This is a genomic window from Amycolatopsis sp. NBC_01307 (assembly GCF_035975215.1).
GTDB lineage: Bacteria > Actinomycetota > Actinomycetes > Mycobacteriales > Pseudonocardiaceae > Amycolatopsis.
Map to the genome: position 1 here is coordinate 5,423,934 of NZ_CP108403.1, position 21,667 is coordinate 5,445,600.

Consider the following 21,667-nt stretch of genomic DNA (forward strand, 5'->3'; position numbering starts at 1 on the left):
AACGGAGGCCTTATCCGGAAATGGCTAATCTCGATTCCGTGAATCGTGGCCGGGGCGTGGTCCCCTTTGTCGGTTTTTGTGTGCTCGCCGGAATTCTGGCGGCCGGCACGGTGGCGCCCGCCGCCATCGGCGCCGGCCTGCTGTCGAATGAGGTCAGCGATTCCGTCGACGCCATTTCCGCGCAGCTCGCGGCGGCCGATCCGCCGTTGACGACAACGGTGACCGACCGCGAAGGCGCCCCGATCGCGACGCTGTACTCGCAGTACCGGCTGCCGGTCACCGCGGCCGGGATCGCGACGACCATGAAGGCCGCGATCATCGGCGTCGAGGACCGCCGCTTCTACACCGAAGGCGGCGTCGACCTGCAGGGCATGGCACGGGCGGCGGTCAACGACAGCGCCGGCGGGTCGCTGCAGGGCGCGTCGACGATCACCCAGCAGTACGTCAAGAACTACCTCGTGAACGTCGTCGACCGGACCGACCCGGCGGCCCAGCAGGCCGACCGCGAGGACTCGCTCGCCCGCAAGCTGCGCGAGGCGAAAATGGCCGTCCAGCTCAACGACACGATGAGCAAGGACGACATTCTGGCCAGTTACCTCAACGTGGTCGAATTCAGCGGAACCGTATACGGCGTCGGCGCGGCGGCAAAAGCGTACTTCGGGACGACGGCGGACAAACTGACCGTGCCGCAGGCCGCGTTGCTCGCCGGAATGGTGAACAACCCGAGCATCTACAACCCGTACTCGCACCCGGACAAAGCGACCCAGCGCCGCAACACGGTGATCGACGACATGGTCACCAACGGCTCGCTGCCCGCGGCCTACGCCGCGACGGCCAAGGACGCCCCGCTCGGGCTCCTGCCCGGCGGCCCGGTCACGCCGTCCGGCACGTGCATGGGCGCGGCGCCGGACGCGGGGTTCTTCTGCACCTACGCCGAGACCTACCTCGCGCACGCCGGCTTCACGCCGGACCAGCTCGCGACCGGTGGCTACACGATCAAGACCACGCTGGACCCCCGCGTCTCGCAGGTGGCGAAGGACGCCGTCGACGCGAACGTGCCGACCACCCAGGACGGCGTGGCCAACACCTTCGCCGTCGTCCAGCCGGGCACCGACGGCGGACACCAGGTCCTCGCCATGGTCGCCAACCGGAACTTCGGCACCGACCCGGCGAAGGGCGAGACGTCCACCGACATCGTCGCCGACGCGAGCAACGAGTTCGGCGCGGGCTCGTCGTTCAAGATCTTCACCTCGGCCGCGGCGATGGTCACCGGCAAGGCGGGCCTGGACACGCCACTGCCGAACCCGGACAGCCAGTGCTTCACGCCGCCGAACGCCGACAGCCACACCGCCTGCTACACCGTCCACAACGACGGCCACTACGCCGACCCGATCACCCTCGCCGACGGGCTCGCGACGTCGCCGAACGTCGCGTTCGTCGGGCTCGAGAACGAGGTCGGGATGCCCGCCGTGCTCGACATGGCGCAGAAGCTGGGGCTGCGCAGCACCCTCGCGACGAACGACGCGGGTGCGGTGCCCGACCCGAAGTCGTCGAACCCGCAGTACAACGAACCGCAGTCGAAGTACTTCCAGAACCTGCTCTCGTTCACCCTCGGCAACAGCCCGGTCAGCCCGCTGGAGATGGCCAACGTCTCGGCGACGCTGATGAGCGGCGGCGTCTGGTGCCCGCCGAACCCGATCCTGTCGGTCACCGACCGGAACGGCAACGCCGTGTCCGTGCCGCAGCAGGCGTGCGAACAGGTCATCCCGGCCGGCGTCGCGAACACGCTCGAAGCGGGCCTGAGCAAGGACACCACGAGCGGCACCTCGGCCCAGGCCGCGCACGCGGCGGGCTGGACGCGCCCGGACATCGGCAAGACGGGCACGACCCAGCAGAGCGAGTCGGTCGCGTTCGTCGGCGGCGTCGACGATTACGCCGTGTCGTCCATGGTGTTCGCCGACGGTTCGCACCCGCGGGAGATCTGTCCGGGCACGCCCGTGCACCTGGGCAACTGCGGCCACGGCGCGTTCGGCGGCACGGTCGCCGCGCCGCCGTACTTCCACGCCATGAGCCAGCTGCTGGCCGGGGTGCCCGACCAGCAGATCCCCGGGCCGGACCCGGCGTACCTGACGGCCCGGTCGTGACCTACTTCGGTTCGAGGAACACGAGCGGGATCTCCCGCTCGGTCTTCGTCTGGTAGCCCGCGTAGTTCTTGAACTCGGCGGTGATCTTCGGCCACAGCCGGGCCCGCTCCTCGCCGTCGGCGACCCGGGCGAGCATCGGCCGCCGCGGCGCGCCCTTGACCGACACCTCGACGTCCGGGTTGTCGCGCAGGTTCAGGAACCACGCGGGGTGCGTGTCGTCGCCCCCGCGCGAGGCGACGACGACCAGCGCGTCACCCTCCTGGTGCGGCGAGGTCAGCATGACCGACCGCGGCTGCCCGCTCTTGCGGCCGACGGTGGTCAGCTCCAGGACGGGCATGGAGACGTTCCATCCCAGCCGCCCGCCGGTGATCTTGATCAGACCGCGGTGGACGGCGTTCATCGCTTTGAGGCTGAAGTCGCTCGGCATGATCGTGAATCTAGTCCCGGCGCCCCGAGCCGACCCTCCAGGTACGCGAACCGACTCCCGGGGTACGCGAACCGGCCCTCCGGGTACGCGTATGTCCGCTTTGCCGGGAACCCGTCCGGCCGGTTTGGCGAAACCTCCACGGCCCGGCGCGCCGGTGTGCCAGGCTCCCCGGCGAACGCAGGACCGACAGGAGAGAAGACGATGCTGATCTGGGGCTACCGCACGAGGATCTTCGTGCTGGCGATGACGACGTTCCTCTGCGGCCGCTGCGGCAACCCCGCCTCGCACGCCGTCCGCAAGTCGGTCACGAAGTTCACCCTCTTCTTCATCCCGCTGTTCCCGATCCACGTCAAGTACACGGCGCAGTGCACGTTCTGCGGGATCGAGAACCGGATCCCGAAGGAGGACGCCGTCCGGCTGCAGGCGCAGGAGGAGCAGGCGCAGCAGCAGGCGTCGCAGCCCTACCCGCAGCACCCGTCCCAGGGGTTCCCGCAGCAGGGGTTCCAGCCGCCGCACCCGTCGCAGCCGCAGGGCTTCCAGCAGCCGGGCCCGAACCCCCAGCAGGGCGAGTTCCCGCAGCAGGGCCGCTGAGCACTAGGCACTGACCGCCGGGAGCCGCGCGAACCCGCCGGCCCGGCGGGCGATCCGGGCGGCCGTCCCGGCGAACCGGACGTGGGCCGCGGCGAGCAGCACGACGTCGACCGCGCCGTGCGGCCGCTCCGGCGACCCGGCCCACTCGCGCAGCTCCCGCTCGGCCGCTTCGGTGCCTTCGACGGCTTCGGCGAGCCCGGCGTCCGCTCCGGTGAGGATCTTCTGCAGGTCCCGCGCGGCGGCGACCGCGTGCGCGGCCAGCCGCGTGAACGCGGGCCGCGCGTCCACCGGCACCCGCCGCACCCGGTCCGCGACCTCGCCCGCGAGACCACCCATCCGAGTGAGATCCGCGGCCGTGTGCACGGCGGCGACGACCGCCTTGACGTCCTCCTCGCGCGGGGCGTGCAGGGCCAGCAGCGCGCACGCCTGGTCCTCGCAGGCGGCCCCCAGCGCGGTCACCGCCGCGGCCTGTTCCCGCACGCGTCCGCCCAGCGTGAGGTCACTTTCGAGCAGGGCGCGCGTGGCCACTTCGAGCGTGCCCGCGACCAGCCCGCACAGGTCCGCGAGCCGGTGGGCCAGTGTGACGAGCTCCTTCTGAAACGCCGTCGGCATGGCGGCATGCAACCACCTCGGCCGGGGGACGGCGACTCGTCGCCTCCGCCCGGAATTGTCGGTCCCCCGTGCTCTGCTCGTCGGCGAGAGCGGTGCACCCCGCACCCGAGGAGAAGGAGGATCCGATGGCAGGCGAAACGCTGGTCACGGTGGTCGGCAACCTGACGACGGACCCCGAGCTGCGGTTCACCCCGGCCGGCGCCGCGGTCGCGAACTTCACGGTCGCGTCCACGCCGCGCACGCTGGACCGCGAGTCCGGCCAATGGCGCGACGGTGACGCGATGTTCCTGCGCTGCAGCGTGTGGCGGCAGTACGCGGAGAACGTCGCGGAGTCGCTCGGGCGCGGCGCACGCGTGGTCGTCCACGGCCGGCTGAGACAGCGGTCGTACGACACGAAGGAGGGCGAGAAGCGCACCGTGCTGGAACTGGACGTCGACGAGATCGGCCCGTCGCTGCGGTACGCCACGGCGAAGGTGACCAAGGCCGTCCGGGTCGGCGACGGCGTGGGAGGCGGCGCCTGGATGCCAGAACCGGTGGCCGCCGGGGTGGGGGAACCGCCCTTCTGAGCCCGGCCGTACCCATCCGCTCCCGACTCCCTTCCGAACGACTGTCGACGGGAAGTCGAGCCCGGCTGGACCGGCCGGAGCGACGATGAGGCACACGCTCTGGCCGGGCCGGTACCGGATGTGATGTCGAAGTCCCGTCATCTGGTTCGACGCATGAGTAGGACGATGCCGAACCACGAGCGGGAGGGGCCGGGATGGACGGGGACGGAAAGCCACGGACGACGGTGCACCCCTTGGTGAACCACCGCATGCTGGCGATGCTGCGGGCCGTCGGGGCCGGGAGGGGCCTGGTGTCGTGCAGCAGCGAACCCGACCTCTTCATCGACGGCCTGTCGTGCGGCGACCAGTTCGCCGCGCACGCGCTGGCCCACCTGGGGCTGATCAGCGCGACCTGCACCGGGCGGCCGGGCGAGCTCGTGCCGGCGGTGCTGACGCCCGCCGGCCAGGCGATCGTCACCGGAGAGCAGCGGCCCGCCGCCTGAGCGGCCGAGGTGTTTGACAACTCCAGAACGCAAGTACGGTGGCGGCATGAGCAACATCGAGGCCGACCCCGCCGAGCTCGCCTGCGGCGACCGGCCCGAGGTGGCCGACCCGCAGCGTCCCGCCGTGGAAGTCCTCACCCCGCGCGAAGTACCGCTGGGCGGCCCGCGGGCGATGCGCGTGCGGCGGACGCTCCCCCAGCGGTCCCGCTCGCTGATCGGCGCGTGGTGCTTCGCCGATCACTACGGCCCGGAAGACGTCGCCATGGACGTCGCGCCGCACCCGCACACCGGCCTGCAGACGGTGAGCTGGCTGTTCGCGGGCGAAGTCGAGCACCGCGACAGCCTCGGCACGCACGCGATGGTCCGGCCCGGCGAGCTCAACCTGATGACCGGCGGCCACGGCATCTGCCACTCGGAGGTCTCGACCCCAGCCACGAAGACGTTGCACGGCGTCCAGCTCTGGGTGGCGCTGCCCGAGCGGCACCGGCACACGGCCCGCGGCTTCCACCACTACGTGCCGTCGGTGAACCGGATCGAGGGCGCGGAGATCCGGGTGTTCCTCGGGTCGCTGGCCGGGCGCACGTCGCCGATCCCGACGTTCACCCCGTTGCTGGGCGCGGAACTGGTGCTGCACCCGGACGCCCACATGTCCCTCGGGGTCGACCCGGACTTCGAGCACGGTGTCCTCGTGGACTCCGGCGCGGTGACCGTCGCCGGCACCGCCGTCCGCGCGGCGGAGCTGGGTTACGTCGGCACCGGCCTGCGCCGCCTGACGTTGAGCAACAACGGGTCCACGCCCGCGCGCTTCCTGGTGCTCGGCGGGACACCGTTCGACGAAGAGATCCTGATGTGGTGGAACTTCGTCGGCCGGACGCACGAGGAGATCGCGGACTTCCGCGAGGCGTGGCAAGCGGAGTCCGACCAGTTCGGCAGCGTCACCGGCTACACCGGCACCCCGCAACGGCTGCCGGCCCCGGAACTGCCGGCGGTCCGCATCAAGCCACGCCACAACCCGGCTCGCTGACTCACCGGCCGCCGCCGGCCTGACCGAGGCCCCGGGCGAACGGCTCAGCGCTCCCGGGCCTGGTAGGCCGCCAGCGTCGCCAGCCGATGCTCCCGCGCGTACTGCTCGACCTCCGCCGGGTCGCTCCCGCCCTCGATCAGGTCGAGCAGCCGGTCGTGCTCCGCCACCGACCGCGGCGCCCGCCCCGGCACGGAGGCGAACGTGCTGTCGCGGACCGCGGCGAGCCGGGTCCAGCAGCGCTGCACCAGGTCGACCAGGTTGGGGTTCGGGCAGGCGCTGAAGAGCACCTCGTGGAACTCCGCGTTCAGCGCGGTGAACGCGAGCGGGTCGAACTCGGCGAGGCTGTGGCGCATCCGGTCGTTGAGGGCGCGGGCCCGCGCGAGCATCTTCGGCGTGAGCAGCGGCGCGGCGAGCCCGGTGGCCGCGCCTTCGACGATCGCCACCGTCTGCATGGCGTGCTGGTAGGCGGTGGGGTCGATGGCGATCACCCGGGCCCCGACGTTCCGCTCGAACTCGATCAGCTCCTCGGCCTCGAGCCGGCGCAGGGCCTCGCGCACGGGCACCGCGCTGACGGCCAGCTCGCGACCGATCTGGTCGAGCACCAGCCGGTACCCGGGCCCGTAGCGGCCGTCGACGATCCTGGCCTTGATCGTCTCGTAGGCCAGCTGGGACTTGGTGACCGCCGGTCTTCCCGAGGAGGCGCTGATCATGTAGGAAACCATATATGGTTCCGCCGACGGACGACGCCCAGGAGGCCGTGCCGATGCCGATGTCCCCGCCTTCCCCCACCGCGGCCGACCTGATCGTCGGCGGGCTGCGCGCCCACGGCGTCGACACCGTGTTCGGGCTGCCCGGCGTGCAGACCTACGATCTGTTCGACAGCCTGGCCCGCACCGGCGGCATCCGGGTGATCGGCGCGCGGCACGAGCAGACCGTGGCCTACATGGCGTTCGGGTACGCGCAGGCGACGGGCCGGACCGGCGTCTACACGGTGGTGCCGGGGCCCGGCGTCCTCAACGCCTCGGCCGCCATGCTCTCGGCGCACGGGGCCAGCGCGCCGGTGCTGTGCCTGACGAGCGAGATCCCGCGCGCCTACCTCGGCCGCGGACTCGGGCACCTGCACGAGATGCCCGACCAGCTCGCCACCCTGCGGACGATCACCAAGTGGTCGGCACTGGTCGAGCACCCGGCCGAAGTCCCGGACGCACTGGCGACGGCGTTCCGGGAGGCCGCGGGCGGGCGACCGCGGCCGGTCTCGCTCGCCGTCCCGTGGGACGTCCTGGGCCTGCGCGCCCCCGCCGAGGTAACCGGACCACTGCCGCTTCCCCGCCCGATCGTCGATCCGGAGGCCATCGACGCGGCAGCGGAACTGCTGGCCGGTGCCAAGAATCCGATGATCATGGTGGGCGGCGGCGCCCGGCACGCGGCCGCCGCGGTCCGGGCGCTGGCCGAGCGGCTGCAGGCGCCGGTGGTGCCGTTCCGCGGCGGCCGCGGGATCGTCGGCGACGACCACCCGCTCGGCTTCACCTGCGTGTCCGGGTTCGAGCGGTGGCCCGAGACCGACGTCGTGATCGGCATCGGCTCGCGGATGGAGCTGTCCTGGTTCCGCTGGCCGGAGAAACCCGCGAGTCTGAAGACGATCCTGCTCGACATCGACCCGCGGCAGGCGACCCGGCTGGAGGCGGACGTCGCGATCGTCGCCGACGCGGGTGACGCCGCGGCGGCGCTGGATGCCGCCGTCGGTCCACAACGGACGGACCGGACCGCGGAGTTCACCGAGCTGAAGGCGAACGTTGCCGAGCGTTTCTCCGACGTCGGCCCGGAACTGGAGTACCTGCGCGCGATCCGGGACGTGCTGCCCCGCGACGGCTTCTTCGTCGAGGAGATCTGCCAGGTCGGGTTCGCGTCCTACTTCGGGTTCGAGGTCTACACCCCGCGCACCTTCGTCACCTGCGGCCACCAGGGCACGCTCGGCTTCGGCTACCCGACGGCGCTGGGCGTGCAGGCCGCCTTCCCCGGCCGGCCGGTGGTGTCGGTGGCCGGTGACGGCGGCTTCATGTTCGCCGCGCAGGAGCTGGCCACCGCCGTCCAATACGGACTGAACGTGGTGGCCGTGGTGTTCGACAACGGCTACTACGGCAACGTCCACCTCGACCAGGAACGGCTGTTCGAGGGCCGGGCGCTGGGCGGGCGGCTGCGCAACCCGGACTTCGCCCGGCTGGCCGAGACGTTCGGCGCGCTCGGCCTCACCGCCCGCACCCCGGACGACCTGCGCGGCGCCCTGGACAAGGCGTTCGCCTCGGGCCGCCCGGCGCTGGTGCACGTGCCGTGCGAGCTGGGCACCGGCGCGTCGCCGTGGAAGTACCTGATGCCGAAGTCGGACCGCAGCTAAGCGGCCACCCGCTCCAACGCGGCGAAGACCCGCTCGACGTCGGCCGCGGTCGTCCGCCAGTTGCTGAACGCGGCCCGCAGCGCCGGGCGGCCGTCGTGGACCGTCGGGGTCAGGAACGTGGTGCCCTCCGCGGCGATCCCGGCGACGAGGGCGTCGATCCGCGCCTGGGTCACGTCCCCGGCCGCGGTGAAGCAGACGACGTTGAGCCGCACCGGCGCGAGCAGCCGCCAGTGCGGCGAGCCGTCGAGGCGCTGCCCGAGGTCCCGGGCCAGCGCGACACAGCGCTCGACGATCTCGCGGTGCCCGTCCCGGCCGTAGGCCACGAGCGAGAACCAGGCGGGCAGCGCGCGCAGCCGCCGGGAGTTCTCCGGCGTCAGGTGCAGGAAGTCCGGGGTCTCGCCGATCTCGCCGAGGTAGGCGGCGTTGTTGCTGAACACCCGCAGCTGCAGGTCGCGGCGGCGGGTGAACTGGACGGCCGAGTCGTAGGGCACGTTGAGCCACTTGTGCAGGTCGACGACAGCGGAGTCGGCCTGGTCGAGGCCCGCGGTCAGCGCGGCGTGCTCCGGGGCCAGGGCGGCGAACCCGCCGAACGCGGCGTCGACGTGCAGCCAGAAGTCGTGGCGCCGCTTGAGCGCCGCGATGGCGCGCAGGTCGTCGAAGTCGACGGTGTTCACCGTGCCTGCGTTGGCGACGACGACGGCCGGGCCGTCGAGCGCTTCGAGCTTCGCGACGTCGACGGCTTCACGCCCCGGCAGCACCGGCACCTTCCGCAGCGCGGACCGGCCCATCCCGAGGAACGACAACGCTTTCGGGATGCTCGAGTGCGGCGAGCCGGACAGCGCGGTGACCGGACCGAGCGCGGCGGCGCCGCCGTCGGTGACGGACACGCCGGCCCGCTCACCGAGCCATTCCCGCGCGATGGCGAGCCCGGTCACGGTGGACATCGTGGCCCCGGTGACGAAGGCGCCGGAGAACTCCGCGCCGAGCCCGAACAGCTCGGCGAGCCAGCCGACGGTCTCGCGCTCCAGGTCCTGCGCCGAGGAGTCCATGCCGCTGGCGGGGTTCTGGTCGTAGGCGGCGGTGAGCCAGTCCCCGGCCAGCGACGCGGGCGTCGCCCCACCGGTCACGAACCCGAGGTAACGAGGCCCGGCACTGGCGGCGAACCCGGGTTCCCACCGCTGCGCGAACTCGTCCAACGCCCTAAGTCCTCCGACCCCCTCGACCGGCAACGGAGCCGGCGTCGCCACCCCAGGCGGCACAGCGGCGGCCCGCCCATCCAGCCCGGCAAGCGCCTCCCCGGCCAGTTTCCGCGTGGCATCAAGAAGATCAGGCAGAGCGTTAAGGTCATGGGCCAGCCTCGGGTGCATGTCCCCGACGCTAAGCCCCGCAAGAACGCCTGTCGCGGGCCAATCCCCCAAAACTGGCCCGCCACCCAACGCACCGTGTCGACCCCCCAATCACGCGAGTCGACCCCCGAATCACGCGAGTCGACCCTCCAATCACACGCGATGACTCCCCGATCACGCGCGATGCCCCGCGAATCACGCGTGACGCCCGCAATCGCGGCAGCAACCTCGGCCGCAGCCGGGCGAAACCGGCCGGGATCCTTGGACATCCGGTCCTCCCTCGCCCGACCGGACAGCACGCCCGCCGGACAGCCCGCCCGCACGCACGCAGGACGCCCGCTCGCCGGAGAACCCGGGCACCGGCTCCGGCCGCTGGAACCGGCCGCCGAATCAGCGGCACCGGCTCCGGCCGCCGTCGGCTGGGCGGCTCCGGCGGCGGCTGGGCGGCTCCGGCGGCGGCCGCTGGGCGCTGGCCGGCGGATCAGCGGCCTTGGGTCAGCGGCGTCGGGTCAACGGCGCCGGAGCCGCCGGATCCGGCTCTCGGCCGGGTCGAACGCGACGCGGCGCAGCGGGCCCGTGAGCAGCAGCACGACCGCCATCGCGGACAGCGCGGCCAGCACCATCGCGGCGACGAACTGGGCCGCGCCGGACGTCGCCGTGGCCAGCACCGCGAAGCCGGCGAGCACCAGCGCCGGCGGCGCCAGCAGGCCGCAGAGCACCGGGACCAGCGGCACGCGGTCACCGTCGGGGCGGCGGGCGGACACCACCGCCGCCCCGGCGCAGGTGACCGCGGCGACCAGGAGGCAGCCGCCGACGGTGTCGCTCAACCGGTGCCAGCCCAGCGCCACGGCCGCGGCCGCGACCCAGGCGACGCCGATCCCGCCGGCCACCAGGACCTGCAGGCGGAAGCGGCGGGGCAGGACGATCGCGAGCGCCAGCAGCACGGCCATCGCCGCGCTGACGTGCCCGCTGGGGAAGCTGTTGTGGGCGGCCACGCCCAGCCGGTCGCCGGTGCTGGGGCGGTCCAGGACGTACAGCTTGAGCAGCTGCGCCACCACCAGCGGGGCCGCGAGCAGGACCAGGGCCGTCACGCCGAGTGCGAACCGGCGCCGCAGCAGGGAGATCACCACGAGGAGCACCGCGACGCCGCCGAGCACGACCACCAGGTCCAGGTCCGCCAGCGGCTGGGCCCAGCTCACGGTGGAGCCCGCGGACTGGGCGCTGCGGACGACGCCGTTCTCGACGCTGCGCCCGGCCTCGGTGCGGACGAAGAGCAGGTAGGCCGCGACGAAGGCGAGGGCGAACCCGGCCGTGCCCGCGAGGAGCACCGCGGTACGGGACGTGGCCCGGGTCACCAGGGCGTGCCGCGCGGGGCGGGCGGTGGGGGGTGCCTCGAAAAGAATCACTGCCATGTCCCCGAGTCTGGAGCCGGCATTTCGAGATCCCGTCAGCACGATGTCATGGTTTTGCTACAAGATCGCCCTGAGTCGCCACGACGTGCGGTTTTCCGAATAATGGCGCCGTGGCCGAGGTACTGGTGGTAGAGGACGACGCGGCGGTGCGGGAGGGACTGGAACTGGCCCTGCGCCGGCAGGGACACGTGGTGCACACCGCGGAGTCGGGCGAGGCCGGCATCGAATTGCTCGTGCTCCGCAGACCCGACATCGTCGTGCTCGACCTGATGCTGCCCGGCATGGACGGCTTCGAGACCTGCCGCCGGATGCGGGCGTCGGGGCCGATCCCGATCGTCATGCTGACCGCGCGCAGCGACGACTTCGACATCGTCGCCGGGCTGGAAGCGGGCGCGGACGACTACGTGGCCAAGCCGGTCGAACCGCGGGTGCTGGACGCGCGGATCCGCGCCGTGCTGCGCCGCGCGGTCAGCGAACGGCCCACCGAACAGCCCGCCCCCGAGGAACGGCACGGCGACCTGGTGATCGACCGGGCCGGGCTCGAGGTGACGAAGCGGGGCACCCCGGTCTCGCTGACGCCGACCGAGCTCAAACTGCTGCTGGAGCTCTCGCGCACCCCCGGGCAGGTGTACAGCCGCCAGCAGATCCTCTCGTCGGTGTGGGACCACGACTACCTCGGCGACTCCCGGCTGGTCGACGCCTGCGTGCAGCGGCTGCGCGCGAAGATCGAGGACGTGCCCGCGAGGCCGGAGTACGTGCAGACCGTCCGCGGCTTCGGCTACCGGTTCGGCCGGTCGTGACCTCGCGGATCCGGTCGTGGCTCGCCGGGCTGAGACCCCGGCTGGTCGCGGCGTTCGCGGTGATCATGATCATCGGCGCCACCGCCGCGGCGGGCGCCAGCTACGTCTCCGCCCGCAACGCCATCCTCGGCGGCTTCCAGGACCAGACGATGCTGAAGCTGCGCGACCAGATCGTCGCGTACCTGCCGACCGTGTCCCTGCCGCCGACCCAGGCGAGCCTCGACGCGTTCGGCACGGCGCTCAAGTCCAGCAACGCCGTCGTCGTCTACCACGGCCTGCGCTCGGGTTCGGGCATCAGCGTGGACAGCGTGCCCGCCGACCTGCGCCATGCCGTGTCCGTCAGCACGAACATCCAGTTCCAGCGGGTCGACACCGAGGGCTTCCCCCAGTTCTTCGTCGGCGTACCGGTGCAGACCGGGACGAGCGGCCGGACCAGCGGCATCGAGGTCTACACGATGGTGTCGCTGGTCCAGCAGCAGGCCGCGATCGACGAGCTGTCCCGCACAGCCTGGCAGACCTCGGCGCTGGCGCTCCCGTTCGCGGTGGTGCTGGCGCTGCTGGCCGCGCGCCAGGTGCTGCGGCCCGTGCGGGCGCTGAACACCGCGGCGAGCCAGCTCGGCCGGGGCAAGCTGGACGTGCGGCTGCGGGTGAAGGGCTCCGACGAGCTGGCGCAGCTGGTCACGACGTTCAACAACACCGCGGCGGAACTGGAGCGCACGGTCGGCACGCTGCGCACGATGGAGTCCGAGGCGCGCCGGTTCGTCGCCGACGTCTCGCACGAGCTGCGCACCCCGCTGGCCGCGATGAACGCGGTCACCGACGTCCTCGACGAGGACGCCGACCAGCTGCCACCGGACACCGCGGTCGCGGCGCGGCTGGTGTCGGCCGAGACCCGGCGGCTGACCCGGCTGGTGCAGGACCTGATCGAGATCTCCCGGTTCGACGCCGGCCGCGCGGAGCTGCGGCGGGAAGACCTGGACGTCGCCGCCGCGGTCACCGACAGCCTCGCCGCGCGGGGCTGGGAGCCCGGTGCCGACGTGGTCGCCGACCTGCCGCCCGGCATCACGGCGCGGCTCGACCGGCGGCGGCTCGACATCGTCGTGGCGAACCTGGTCGGCAACGCGCTGCGGCACGGCGCGCCGCCGGTCGAGGTGTCCGTGCGGGCAGCGGGCGGCGACATCGTGCTCACCGTCACCGACCACGGGCCGGGCATCCCGGAGGCGGTGCTCCCCCGGGTGTTCGACCGCTTCACCAAGGCCGACACGGCCCGGGCCCGGTCCGAGGGCAGCGGGCTGGGGCTGTCCATCGCGCGCGAGAACGCCCGCCTGCACGGCGGCGACATCGTCGCGGTCAACACCGGCACCGGTGCCCGGTTCGAGCTGCGCCTGCCCCGGGAGGCGTGGTGAAGAAGCTCCTCGTCCTGGCCGCGCTGCTCCTGGTGGGCGCGTGCGGCGTCAAGCCGACGCCGGTCGTCCCCGCCGGCCCCGCGCCGACCCTGCGGAACCCGGCGACGAACGGGCTCGGCACCGACCTGACGCTGTACTTCGTCCTCGACGGGCGGGTGACACCGGTGACCCGGTCGACCGGTGACGCGGTCGGCGTCTCCGAAGCGTTGGCGACGTTGCTGGGCGGCCCGTCCTACGCCGAGACGGCCGACGGCTACGCGACGATGCTCCCGGCCGAAACCGGCCCGATCACGCTGAGCTCCGGCACACCCACGACGATCACCTTCTCGTTCCCGCTGAAGCGGCTCACGCAGATCGCGGTCAACCAGCTGGTCTGCACCGCGGTCGCCGCCCTGGTCGCCGACGGCGGCTACGTGGCCGACGGCGCCATCACCCTCGCCGGCTCCGACTTCCAGCTCCCGTCGCAGACCTGCCAGGCGTTCTGAACGACCCCGCGTCAGCCGGGGTAGGGCCGGGCCGCGCGGGCCTCGGATAGCGAGCGCGCCCACCACTGCAGCTGGTCCAGCAGCGCCTTCGCCGCGACACCCGCGCTGTCGTCCGTCGGGACGCCGTCCGCGCCGAACCGGGTGTGCGCGCCGTGGAAGCTGACCGTCTCGCGGATGGTCACCGCGTGCAGCTCGGCGAAGACCGCGCGCAGGTGCTCGACCGCGCGCAGGCCACCGGACATGCCGCCGTAGGAGACGCACGCGACCGGCTTCGCGGCCCACTCGGTGCGGTGCCAGTCGATGACGTTCTTGAGCGACGCCGGGTAGCTGTGGTTGTACTCCGGGGTGACCACGACGAACGCGTCCGCGGCCGCCAGCCGCGGCGTCACCTTGGCGGCCTCGGCGAGCACCGCGGGCGACGGCGTGCTCCCGAACGCCGGCATCGCCAGCGGCAGGTCCGGTTCGGCGAGGTCGACCACGTCGACGTCGAACCCGCCGTGCTCGCCCGCGACGGCGGCCAGCCAGTCCGCGACCACCGGGCCGAACCGTCCTTCCCGGACACTTCCCACGATCACGGCGACCCGTACCGGAACTTCGGACACGCTTCCTCCTTGACACAGCGGCGTTGTTGCCGTCCGGGTCAGGATGAGACTTCAAGCTCGCTTGAAGTCAAGCGCGCGGCTGTGGTTGGCTGGGAGCATGGTGAACGCCACAGCCCGAAGGCTGCCCGACCTCACCGTCGGCGAACTGTCGCGACGCAGCGGGGTGCCCGCGTCGGCCCTGCGCTTCTACGAGGACGAGGGGCTGATCCGCAGCCGGCGCACGGCCGGCAACCAGCGCCGCTACTGCCGCGACACGCTGCGGCGGGTGACGTTCGTCCGGATGTCGCAACGGGTCGGGATGCCGCTGTCGGCGATCCGCGAGGTGCTCGCGCTGCTGCCCGACGACCGCACCCCCACGCGCGCCGACTGGGCGCGGATCTCCCGCTGCTGGCAGGAGGACCTGGACGCGCGGATCCGGCAGCTCGCCCAGCTGCGTGACCAGCTGGGCGACTGCATCGGCTGTGGCTGCATGTCGCTGTCGAAGTGCCGGCTCGCCAACCCGGGCGACCGGCTCGGCGCCGCCGGTCCGGGGCCGCAACGGCTCCCGGACCACCGCGGCGACGGCTACGAGGACTGACTAGCGGCGTTCGAGGACGCCGCGGACGAACTGGGCCTGCCCGGCGTGCTGGATGTCGTCGTCGACGACGCTCACCAGCCGCACACCGAGGGTGACCGGCGGGTCCCAGGCCTCGTCGACGACCCGGTCGAGGGCCTGGCCGTCGAGCCCCTGGACGTACTTGAGGGTCTGCTCGTGCACCGCGTCGTAGTACCCGGTGAGCAGCTCGGCCTCGACCCGGACCGCGTCGACGTCGGCCGGGCGGTGCCCGTAGCCGGTGTCGCCCGCCGGGAAGGGGAGGCCGAACCGGGTCAGCCAGTCCTGGCTCGTCCACACCTGCTCGGTCCCGGCCACGCCGGCGACGTGGTCGTCCTGGACGCGGGTCAGGTGCCAGACCAGCCAGGCGATCGAGTTGGCCTCTGCGTCGAGGCGGGCCCCGAGCTGCTCGGCGGTGAGACCTTCCACCGCCGCGTGCACGGAGCCCTGGACCCTGCTGAAGCCGTCTGTGAGCAGATCGGCCACGTTCATCGGCTTGCCCTCCCCGTTCGCGGACACCGGTGTGCCGGCGTGCGTCGATCATGCACGCCGGCACCGGTGGTGGCTAGCGGGGCAGCAGCTGGTCGAAGAACGAGCGGTAGCGCCGCAGCGCGAGACGCAGGTCCTCGGTGGCCGGCTCGCCGTGCTGCCACTGGCCTTCCAGCTCGCTCTTGTGCTCGGCGAACGTCGTGGCCAGCGCGCTGATGACGCCCGCGACCAGCTCGTCGGCCTCGCGGACCGCCTTCTGCGGGTCGTCGACGAAGCCGGTCTGGACGCCCTGCCAGCGGTCGCGGAAGCCCGTGACCTTCTCCTCGTCGATCAACGGCTGCTGGTCGGCGCCGTCGTCGGCCGACGGCCGCGCCGAGTCGGCGCGAGCGTCCGATGTGGCGGCAGTGGTGCCGGCAGCGGTGCCCGCGGTGGTGTCAGCGGCCGTGTCAGCACTGGTGTCCGCCGTGGTGTCCGTGGCGGTGTCGTGCCGGCCGGTCGCCGACGCCAGGTCGGCGGTGCTCAGGGCCTGGTCGTCCCCGTGGTCTTCGGCGACCGGCTCGCGGAAGTCCGTCCCGCCGTGCTCGGCGAGCCCGCCGGCGCCGGTCTCGCGCACGTCACCCTCGCGGGCGAAGTCGTCGTCCTGTTCGGCGCTGTGCCGGGTGAGGTGATCGGTCATGGTCAGCGTCCTCCGTTCCACTCGGTCCGCGGCTGTGCGGACGCTTCCCGCTCGGGCTGTACGCCGTCGCGGTCTCGTACCTTTTCGCTGGGGTCGTGCTCGGTGCGGTCCGGCGCACCGGCGGTGCGGTCCGCCGCGACAGCGGTGCCGTCCTGGGCGGTGCGGTCGTGCTCGCTGTGGTCGTGACCGTTGTGGTCGTGACCGTTGCGGCGCTCGTGGTGGTCGTCGGCCGCGGCGTCCGCGTTGTCCGAACCATCGGAGCCGTCGGTCAGCAGGTCCTCGAACACGGTGCGGTAGTGCACCATCGCGTCGCGGAGGTCCTCAGTGGACGCGCCGCTGCGCTCGTGCTGCGTCGCGTGGGCGGCGCGGTAGTGCTCGAGGGTCTTGGCGTGCCGGACCGACAGGTCGGCCAGCTGCTGCTCGTAGCCTTCGGTCGGGTACCCGCGGTCGGACATCAGCGAGACCAGGACGCGGTCGGCCTCGGCCACCGCGGCGGCCGGGTGGTCGACGAAGTTTTCCTGGGCCTGCGCCCATTCCCGGGTGTAGCGCTCGCGCGCCGACGCCGACAGGGGGCGGATGTCGAGCTCCTTGTGGCGGCGCTCCCGCTCGGCCAGTTCACGCTGCGCGGCCCGCGGGCTGTCCTTCTCCTCGACCGTCCGGTCGTACTCCGGACCGAACCGCTGCTGCAGGCGTTTCCGCTGCATCTCCTGCGTCACCAGCCAGATCACGGCGCCGAGCACCGCGACGGCCACGACGACGATCACGACGATCAGCCATGTGGGCATCGCACAAAACTCCTTAAAGGATGTCGAGCTCCCCGATATGCCAAGGGTTCCCGCCCCACCGGCTCCGAAACCCGTTGGCGCGCCCGGACTTCCGATTCGGCCGTCCGGCGGATGCCGGTACCGCCGGATGCCCACACCCCGGGAAGGCGCCCACGATGTAACGACGATAACAACTCACAACTAGCGTCGTTAACGTTCGAGTGCTATCGTCGATAACAGCAAGATGGAAGCGGCGCTACCAGCGCCACCCGAGAGGAAGAAGGCACCGATGAGCACCACCGAACCCCGCGTCGCGATCGTCACCGGCGGCTCCCGCGGCATCGGCCGCCAGGTCGCCGAGCGCCTGGCCGCCGACGGTATGGCCGTCGTCGTCAACTACGCGGGCAACCAGACCGAGGCCGACGCCGCCGCCGCGGCCATCACCGAGCGCGGCGGCCGGGCGATCGCGGTCAAGGCCGACGTCGCCGACCTCGACGCGGTCGCGGACCTGTTCGACACCGCGGAGCGCACTTACGGCGGCGTCGACGTCGTCGCCCACCTGGCCGGCGTGATGACCGCGCCGACGCCGATCGCGGACACCGACTTCGACGTGCTGGACCGGGTGCACCGCACCAACATCCGCGGCACGTTCGCCGTCGCCCAGCAGGCCGCGAAGCGGGTGCGCGACGGCGGCGCGGTCGTCCTGACCTCGACGTCCGTGCTCGGGCTGAACCTGCCCGGCTACGGCATTTACAACGCCACCAAGGGCGCGGTCGAGGCGATCACCATGATCCTGGCGCGCGAGCTGCGCGGGCGCGACATCACCGTGAACACCGTCGCCCCGGGGCCGACCGCGACCGCCCTGTTCCTGGACGGCAAGGACCAGGAGACCATCGACCGGATGGCCAAGCAGCCGCCGCTCGAGCGCCTCGGCCAGCCCGGGGACATCGCCGAGGTCGTCGCGTTCCTCGCCGGGCCGGCCCGCTGGGTCAACGGCCAGGTGCTGCGCGCCAACGGCGGGATCGTCTGAGAAACCCTTACCCGGAAAGGAAAAGAGCCATGATCATCGTCGTCACCGGCGCCTCCAGCGGGATCGGCGCCCTCTCCGCCCGGGCGCTGGCCCGCGCCGGCCACACCGTCTACGCGGGCATGCGCGACACCGGCGGCCGCAACGCGCCGCAGGTCGGCGCCGCCGCCGCGTTCGCCCGCGAGCACGAGACGGACCTGCGCTCGGTCGAGCTGGACGTCTCCAGCCAGGAGTCGGCCGACGCCGCGATCGCGTCGATCGTCGCCGAGCACGGCCGGCTGGACGTCGTGGTGCACAACGCCGGGCACATGGTGCTCGGCCCGGCCGAGGCGTTCACCGCCGAGCAGCTCGCGCAGCTGTACGACACCAACGCGATCGGCACCCAGCGCGTCAACCGCGCCGCCCTCCCCCACCTGCGCGCGCAGCGCGACGGGCTGCTGGTGTGGGTGTCGAGCAGCAGCGTCCGCGGCGGCACCCCGCCCTACCTCGCGCCGTACTTCGCGGCGAAGGCGGCGATGGACAGCCTCGCCGTCTCCTACGCCGCCGAGGTGGCCCGCTTCGGCGTCGACACCGCGATCATCGTGCCCGGCGCGTTCACCTCGGGCACCAACCACTTCCCGAACTCCGGGCACCCGGCCGACACGGACGTCGCGGCCGCCTACGAAGAGCGCTACGCGGGCCTGACCGACCACGTCGCGGCGAAGCTGGCCGAGATCACCCCGGCCGGCGCCGACGTCGCGACGGTCGCCGAAGAGCTCGCGCGCGTGGTGGACCTCCCCAAGGGGCAGCGGCCGTTCCGGACGCACATCGACCCGGCCGACGACGGCGGGTGGCTGGTCGCGGAGGTCGGCGACCGGATCAGGAGTGAGTTCCTGCGCCGGATCGACCTGGCCGACCTGCTCAGCCCGGCGGCCGGCTGAACCGGGTGACGATCACGTGGTCCTTGGCCGGCCCGCGGACCGCCCACTCCTGGCGCCAGCGGCCGGCGTCGAGCACGCGGTAGCTGCCGCGGTACAGGTCGTCGCGGCAGGGGTGGTCGGTCCGCCAGTGCCCCTCACGCAGGTCGAGCTCGTGGAAGAAGCCACCGTGGTCGAAGTGGACGTCGGCCCGGCCGGGCGCGGTGGGCCGGTAGTGCAGCGTGCGCGTCACCGGGCCGGTGTAGCCGTTGAGCCGCATTTCGCCGGCTTCGCGGTAGACGAGCACGCCGCTCTCTTCGGTGAAGGTGGCGGTGCCGGTGACCTCGCCCGCGGGCTCGCCATCGGCGGTGCGGATCTCGCGGTCCAGCCGCCACTCGCCGCCGAAGTGCGCGGCCAGGTCGGTCACCGGGAAGTACTCGTCCATCGGCTCCAGTGTGTCACCCGGCTGTGACGGGGACGGGTCCGGTCGCGGATCACGCGGCTTCCGCGGGGACGGCCCGCCTGAGCGCCTGTTCCGGCACGCCGGAGAGGGCGCACGGAAGTTGTCGTACCCCGGCTCTAGACTCGGCCGGGTGGCAGCCACCGAGACCCACCTCGAAGCCGGAACGGACTCCGAAGCCCTCGACACCCTGCGCCGGGTGTTCGGCTACGACAGCTTCCGCGGCGAACAAGCGGCGATCGTCGAGCACGTGATCGCCGGCGGCGACGCGCTCGTGCTGATGCCCACCGGCGGCGGGAAGTCGCTGTGCTACCAGATCCCGGCGCTGGTGCGGCCGGGCGTGGGCGTGGTGGTCTCGCCGCTGATCGCGCTGATGCAGGACCAGGTCGACGCGCTGCGCAACGCCGGCGTCCGGGCGGGTTTCCTCAACTCCACCCAGGACTACGCGGCCCGCCAGGAGGTCGAGTCGGCGTTCCTGTCCGGTGAGCTCGACCTGCTCTACCTTGCGCCGGAACGGCTTTCGGTGGAAGCCACCGTGCGGTTGCTCGACCGCGGCAAGATCTCGCTGTTCGCGATCGACGAAGCGCACTGCGTCGCCCAGTGGGGCCACGACTTCCGGCCCGACTACCTGCAGCTCTCGGCGCTGCACGAGCGCTGGCCGGACGTGCCGCGGATCGCGCTCACCGCGACCGCCACCGCGGCCACGCACAAGGAGATCGCGGCCCGGCTGAACCTCGACGAGGCCCGCCACTTCGTCGCGAGCTTCGACCGGCCGAACATCCAGTACCGGATCGTCGGCAAGAACTCGCCGCAGCGGCAGCTGCTGGAGCTGCTGCACACCGAGCACCAGGGTGACGCCGGGATCGTCTACTGCCTGTCCCGGAACTCGGTGGAGAAGACCGCGGAGTTCCTGGTGCAGAACGGGATCCCGGCCGTGCCGTACCACGCTGGGCTGGATTCGCGGATCCGCGCGAAGCACCAGTCGCGCTTCCTGCGGGAAGACGGGCTGATCGTGGTCGCCACGATCGCGTTCGGGATGGGCATCGACAAACCGGACGTCCGGTTCGTCGCGCACCTCGACCTGCCCAAGTCCGTGGAGGGCTACTACCAGGAGACCGGCCGCGCGGGCCGCGACGGGCTGCCGTCGACGGCCTGGCTGGCCTACGGGCTGCAGGACGTGGTGCAGCAGCGCAAGATGATCGACACGTCCGAGGGCGACGACGCGCACCGGCGCCGGCTCGGCGCGCACCTCAACGCGATGCTGGCGCTGTGCGAGACGGTCGAATGCCGCCGCGTGCAGATCCTCGACTACTTCGGGCAGAAGGCCGAGCCCTGCGGCAACTGCGACACGTGCCTGAACCCGCCGGAGAAGTTCGACGGCACGATCCCCGCGCAGAAGCTGCTGTCCACGATCGTGCGGCTGCGCAACGAACGCCGCCAGAAGTTCGGCGCCGGGCAGGTCATCGACATCCTGCTCGGCAAGTCCACGCCGAAGGTCACGCAGTTCCAGCACGACACGCTGAAGACGTTCGGCATCGGCACCGAGCTGCGCGAGCCGGAGTGGCGCGCGGTGGTACGGCAGCTGCTCGCCCAGGGCTGGCTCGCCGTCGAGGGTGACTACGGCTCGCTGGTGCTCACCGAGGCGAGCGCCGAGGTGCTGGGCGGCGACCGTGAGGTCATGCTGCGGCGCGAGCCCGAGCGGTCCGCCCCGCCGAAAGCGCGTGGCGGCAGCAGGAAAGCCGCCCCCGCGGTGGACATGCCCGCGGAGGCGGCCCCGCTGTTCGAACGGCTGCGAGCCTGGCGGGCCGGCGTCGCGAAGGAGCAGGGCGTACCCGCCTACGTCATCTTCCACGACGCGACCCTGCGCCAGATCGCCACGCAGCGGCCGTCGTCGCTGGCGGACCTGGGCACGGTCAGCGGAGTCGGTGAGAACAAGCTCGCCAAGTACGGCGAAGGCGTGCTCGAAACCCTGTCCGCCGAGTGACCCGGGTCTAGCGGGCGGCCGGCCCCGGCCGCCCGTCCGGCCCGGTCACCGTGCTGACCTTGCGGACGACGCCGGCGATCTGCTGGTGGTACTTGCCCTTGGTCTTGTCGTCGGCGAACTTGGCGGCCTTGCCGACGGCCTGGTTCACCTTCTCGGGGTTCTTCTTGGCGTAGGCGCGGGCGGCGCCGGCGGCTCCGGCCAGCACGGTGAGCTTGCGCATGAAAGCCACGGTGGTCCTCCCTCATCGGTAACGGTCATCCTGACAACGCGGACGAACCCCCCAGAGGTTCCCCGTGTGACCTCCGCCAAACCTCCGGCCCGCCGGACCACCCGGTCTCCCCGCACCCCGATCTCGCGTGCCCGAAGCCGGAACTCGCGTGTCCGAAGCCGGAACTCGCGTGTCCGAAGCCGGAACTCACGTGATCGAAGCCGGAACCGGCGTGATCGGGGCCGGAACTCGCGTGATCGAAGCCGTGACTCGCGAGTTCCG

Annotated in this window: 24 protein-coding genes; 13 read left to right on the top strand and 11 right to left on the bottom strand. The window is 72.3% G+C overall.

Annotated elements, in window-relative coordinates:
- The first annotated feature begins 20 nt into the window (after positions 1-20).
- Positions 21-2,144 (top strand): transglycosylase domain-containing protein, encoded by a 2,124-nt coding sequence (locus tag OG439_RS22890; RefSeq protein WP_326951379.1) that lies wholly within the window; start codon positions 21-23, stop codon positions 2,142-2,144.
- 1 nt (position 2,145) lies between these two features.
- Here the strand turns inward: OG439_RS22890 and OG439_RS22895 are convergent, their stop codons facing one another.
- The gene (locus tag OG439_RS22895) at positions 2,146-2,571 is read right to left on the bottom strand and encodes a nitroreductase/quinone reductase family protein (RefSeq protein ID WP_326951380.1); all 426 of its coding nucleotides are present in this window, start codon (positions 2,569-2,571) and stop codon (positions 2,146-2,148) included.
- Between the two features lie 201 nt (positions 2,572-2,772).
- Between OG439_RS22895 and OG439_RS22900 the strand changes: the two genes are divergently transcribed.
- Positions 2,773-3,162, top strand: coding sequence for a zinc-ribbon domain-containing protein (locus tag OG439_RS22900; RefSeq protein WP_247054416.1), 390 nt, complete (start codon positions 2,773-2,775; stop codon positions 3,160-3,162).
- Between the two features lie 3 nt (positions 3,163-3,165).
- Here OG439_RS22900 and OG439_RS22905 read toward each other — a convergent pair whose 3' ends face one another.
- A complete protein-coding gene (locus tag OG439_RS22905; RefSeq protein ID WP_326951381.1) occupies positions 3,166-3,774 on the bottom strand; it encodes a PhoU domain-containing protein in 609 nt (202 codons plus the stop codon).
- Between the two features lie 125 nt (positions 3,775-3,899).
- Here OG439_RS22905 and OG439_RS22910 point away from each other — a divergent pair, with 125 nt between their 5' ends.
- The 3 genes from OG439_RS22910 (at position 3,900) to OG439_RS22920 (ending at position 5,846) form a co-directional block, all read left to right on the top strand.
- Positions 3,900-4,340 (top strand): single-stranded DNA-binding protein, encoded by a 441-nt coding sequence (locus OG439_RS22910; protein WP_326951382.1) that lies wholly within the window; start codon positions 3,900-3,902, stop codon positions 4,338-4,340.
- A gap of 194 nt (positions 4,341-4,534) precedes the next feature.
- Positions 4,535-4,822, top strand: coding sequence for a hypothetical protein (locus OG439_RS22915; RefSeq protein WP_247054422.1), 288 nt, complete (start codon positions 4,535-4,537; stop codon positions 4,820-4,822).
- 46 nt (positions 4,823-4,868) lie between these two features.
- Positions 4,869-5,846, top strand: coding sequence for a pirin family protein (locus OG439_RS22920; protein WP_326951383.1), 978 nt, complete (start codon positions 4,869-4,871; stop codon positions 5,844-5,846).
- Positions 5,847-5,890: 44 nt separating this feature from the next.
- Here the strand turns inward: OG439_RS22920 and OG439_RS22925 are convergent, their stop codons facing one another.
- Positions 5,891-6,568 (bottom strand): GntR family transcriptional regulator, encoded by a 678-nt coding sequence (locus OG439_RS22925; protein WP_326951384.1) that lies wholly within the window; start codon positions 6,566-6,568, stop codon positions 5,891-5,893.
- Positions 6,569-6,570: 2 nt separating this feature from the next.
- Between OG439_RS22925 and OG439_RS22930 the strand changes: the two genes are divergently transcribed.
- Positions 6,571-8,238 (top strand): thiamine pyrophosphate-dependent enzyme, encoded by a 1,668-nt coding sequence (locus OG439_RS22930; RefSeq protein WP_326951385.1) that lies wholly within the window; start codon positions 6,571-6,573, stop codon positions 8,236-8,238.
- Here OG439_RS22930 and OG439_RS22935 read toward each other — a convergent pair.
- Together OG439_RS22935 and OG439_RS22940 are read right to left on the bottom strand one after the other, a co-directional pair.
- The gene (locus OG439_RS22935) at positions 8,235-9,434 is read right to left on the bottom strand and encodes a pyridoxal phosphate-dependent decarboxylase family protein (RefSeq protein WP_326951386.1); all 1,200 of its coding nucleotides are present in this window, start codon (positions 9,432-9,434) and stop codon (positions 8,235-8,237) included. The two genes, OG439_RS22930 and OG439_RS22935, sit on opposite strands and share 4 nt — an antisense overlap.
- Positions 9,435-10,093: 659 nt before the next feature.
- The gene (locus tag OG439_RS22940) at positions 10,094-10,996 is read right to left on the bottom strand and encodes a phosphatase PAP2 family protein (protein ID WP_442792319.1); all 903 of its coding nucleotides are present in this window, start codon (positions 10,994-10,996) and stop codon (positions 10,094-10,096) included.
- 110 nt (positions 10,997-11,106) lie between these two features.
- Here OG439_RS22940 and OG439_RS22945 point away from each other — a divergent pair, with 110 nt between their 5' ends.
- The 3 genes from OG439_RS22945 to OG439_RS22955 all read left to right on the top strand — a co-directional run bounded on the left by OG439_RS22945 (position 11,107) and on the right by OG439_RS22955 (position 13,687).
- Positions 11,107-11,796 carry a response regulator transcription factor gene (locus tag OG439_RS22945; RefSeq protein ID WP_326951387.1) on the top strand — a complete coding sequence of 230 codons (690 nt, stop codon included), beginning with the start codon at positions 11,107-11,109 and terminating at the stop codon, positions 11,794-11,796.
- A gap of 65 nt (positions 11,797-11,861) precedes the next feature.
- Positions 11,862-13,202: an ATP-binding protein gene (locus OG439_RS22950; protein ID WP_410620000.1), complete on the top strand. Its 1,341-nt coding sequence runs from the start codon at positions 11,862-11,864 to the stop codon at positions 13,200-13,202.
- Positions 13,199-13,687 carry a hypothetical protein gene (locus tag OG439_RS22955; RefSeq protein WP_326951389.1) on the top strand — a complete coding sequence of 163 codons (489 nt, stop codon included), beginning with the start codon at positions 13,199-13,201 and terminating at the stop codon, positions 13,685-13,687. The genes OG439_RS22950 and OG439_RS22955 overlap by 4 nt, the downstream gene beginning before the upstream one ends.
- Before the next feature lie 11 nt (positions 13,688-13,698).
- On the opposite strand, the gene OG439_RS22960 is transcribed toward OG439_RS22955, so the two are convergent.
- Positions 13,699-14,289: an NADPH-dependent FMN reductase gene (locus tag OG439_RS22960; protein ID WP_326951390.1), complete on the bottom strand. Its 591-nt coding sequence runs from the start codon at positions 14,287-14,289 to the stop codon at positions 13,699-13,701.
- Between the two features lie 97 nt (positions 14,290-14,386).
- Here OG439_RS22960 and soxR point away from each other — a divergent pair, with 97 nt between their 5' ends.
- Entirely contained in the window at positions 14,387-14,866 is a 480-nt protein-coding gene (soxR, locus tag OG439_RS22965) for a redox-sensitive transcriptional activator SoxR (protein WP_247054440.1), read from the top strand.
- Here the strand turns inward: soxR and OG439_RS22970 are convergent, their stop codons facing one another.
- From OG439_RS22970 to OG439_RS22980, 3 genes are all read right to left on the bottom strand, one after another.
- Positions 14,867-15,373 (bottom strand): mycothiol transferase, encoded by a 507-nt coding sequence (locus tag OG439_RS22970; RefSeq protein ID WP_326951391.1) that lies wholly within the window; start codon positions 15,371-15,373, stop codon positions 14,867-14,869.
- A 73-nt stretch (positions 15,374-15,446) separates the two neighbouring features.
- Positions 15,447-16,046 (bottom strand): hypothetical protein, encoded by a 600-nt coding sequence (locus OG439_RS22975; protein ID WP_326951392.1) that lies wholly within the window; start codon positions 16,044-16,046, stop codon positions 15,447-15,449.
- Between the two features lie 2 nt (positions 16,047-16,048).
- The gene (locus OG439_RS22980) at positions 16,049-16,831 is read right to left on the bottom strand and encodes a hypothetical protein (RefSeq protein ID WP_326951393.1); all 783 of its coding nucleotides are present in this window, start codon (positions 16,829-16,831) and stop codon (positions 16,049-16,051) included.
- A 268-nt stretch (positions 16,832-17,099) separates the two neighbouring features.
- Between OG439_RS22980 and OG439_RS22985 the strand changes: the two genes are divergently transcribed.
- Positions 17,100-17,840: an SDR family oxidoreductase gene (locus OG439_RS22985; protein ID WP_326951394.1), complete on the top strand. Its 741-nt coding sequence runs from the start codon at positions 17,100-17,102 to the stop codon at positions 17,838-17,840.
- A gap of 29 nt (positions 17,841-17,869) precedes the next feature.
- Complete coding sequence (locus OG439_RS22990) at positions 17,870-18,757, top strand: SDR family oxidoreductase (RefSeq protein ID WP_326951395.1); 888 nt, start codon at positions 17,870-17,872, stop codon at positions 18,755-18,757.
- On the opposite strand, the gene OG439_RS22995 is transcribed toward OG439_RS22990, so the two are convergent.
- Positions 18,738-19,178, bottom strand: a complete 441-nt coding sequence (locus tag OG439_RS22995; RefSeq protein ID WP_326951396.1) for a DUF6314 family protein — start codon at positions 19,176-19,178, stop codon at positions 18,738-18,740. The genes OG439_RS22990 and OG439_RS22995 overlap by 20 nt on opposite strands.
- Before the next feature lie 148 nt (positions 19,179-19,326).
- On the opposite strand from OG439_RS22995, the gene recQ reads away from it, so the two are divergent.
- Positions 19,327-21,177, top strand: a complete 1,851-nt coding sequence (gene recQ, locus OG439_RS23000) for a DNA helicase RecQ (RefSeq protein WP_326951397.1) — start codon at positions 19,327-19,329, stop codon at positions 21,175-21,177.
- A gap of 7 nt (positions 21,178-21,184) precedes the next feature.
- Here recQ and OG439_RS23005 read toward each other — a convergent pair whose 3' ends face one another.
- Positions 21,185-21,397 (bottom strand): antitoxin, encoded by a 213-nt coding sequence (locus OG439_RS23005; RefSeq protein WP_442788184.1) that lies wholly within the window; start codon positions 21,395-21,397, stop codon positions 21,185-21,187.
- Positions 21,398-21,667 lie beyond the last annotated feature (270 nt).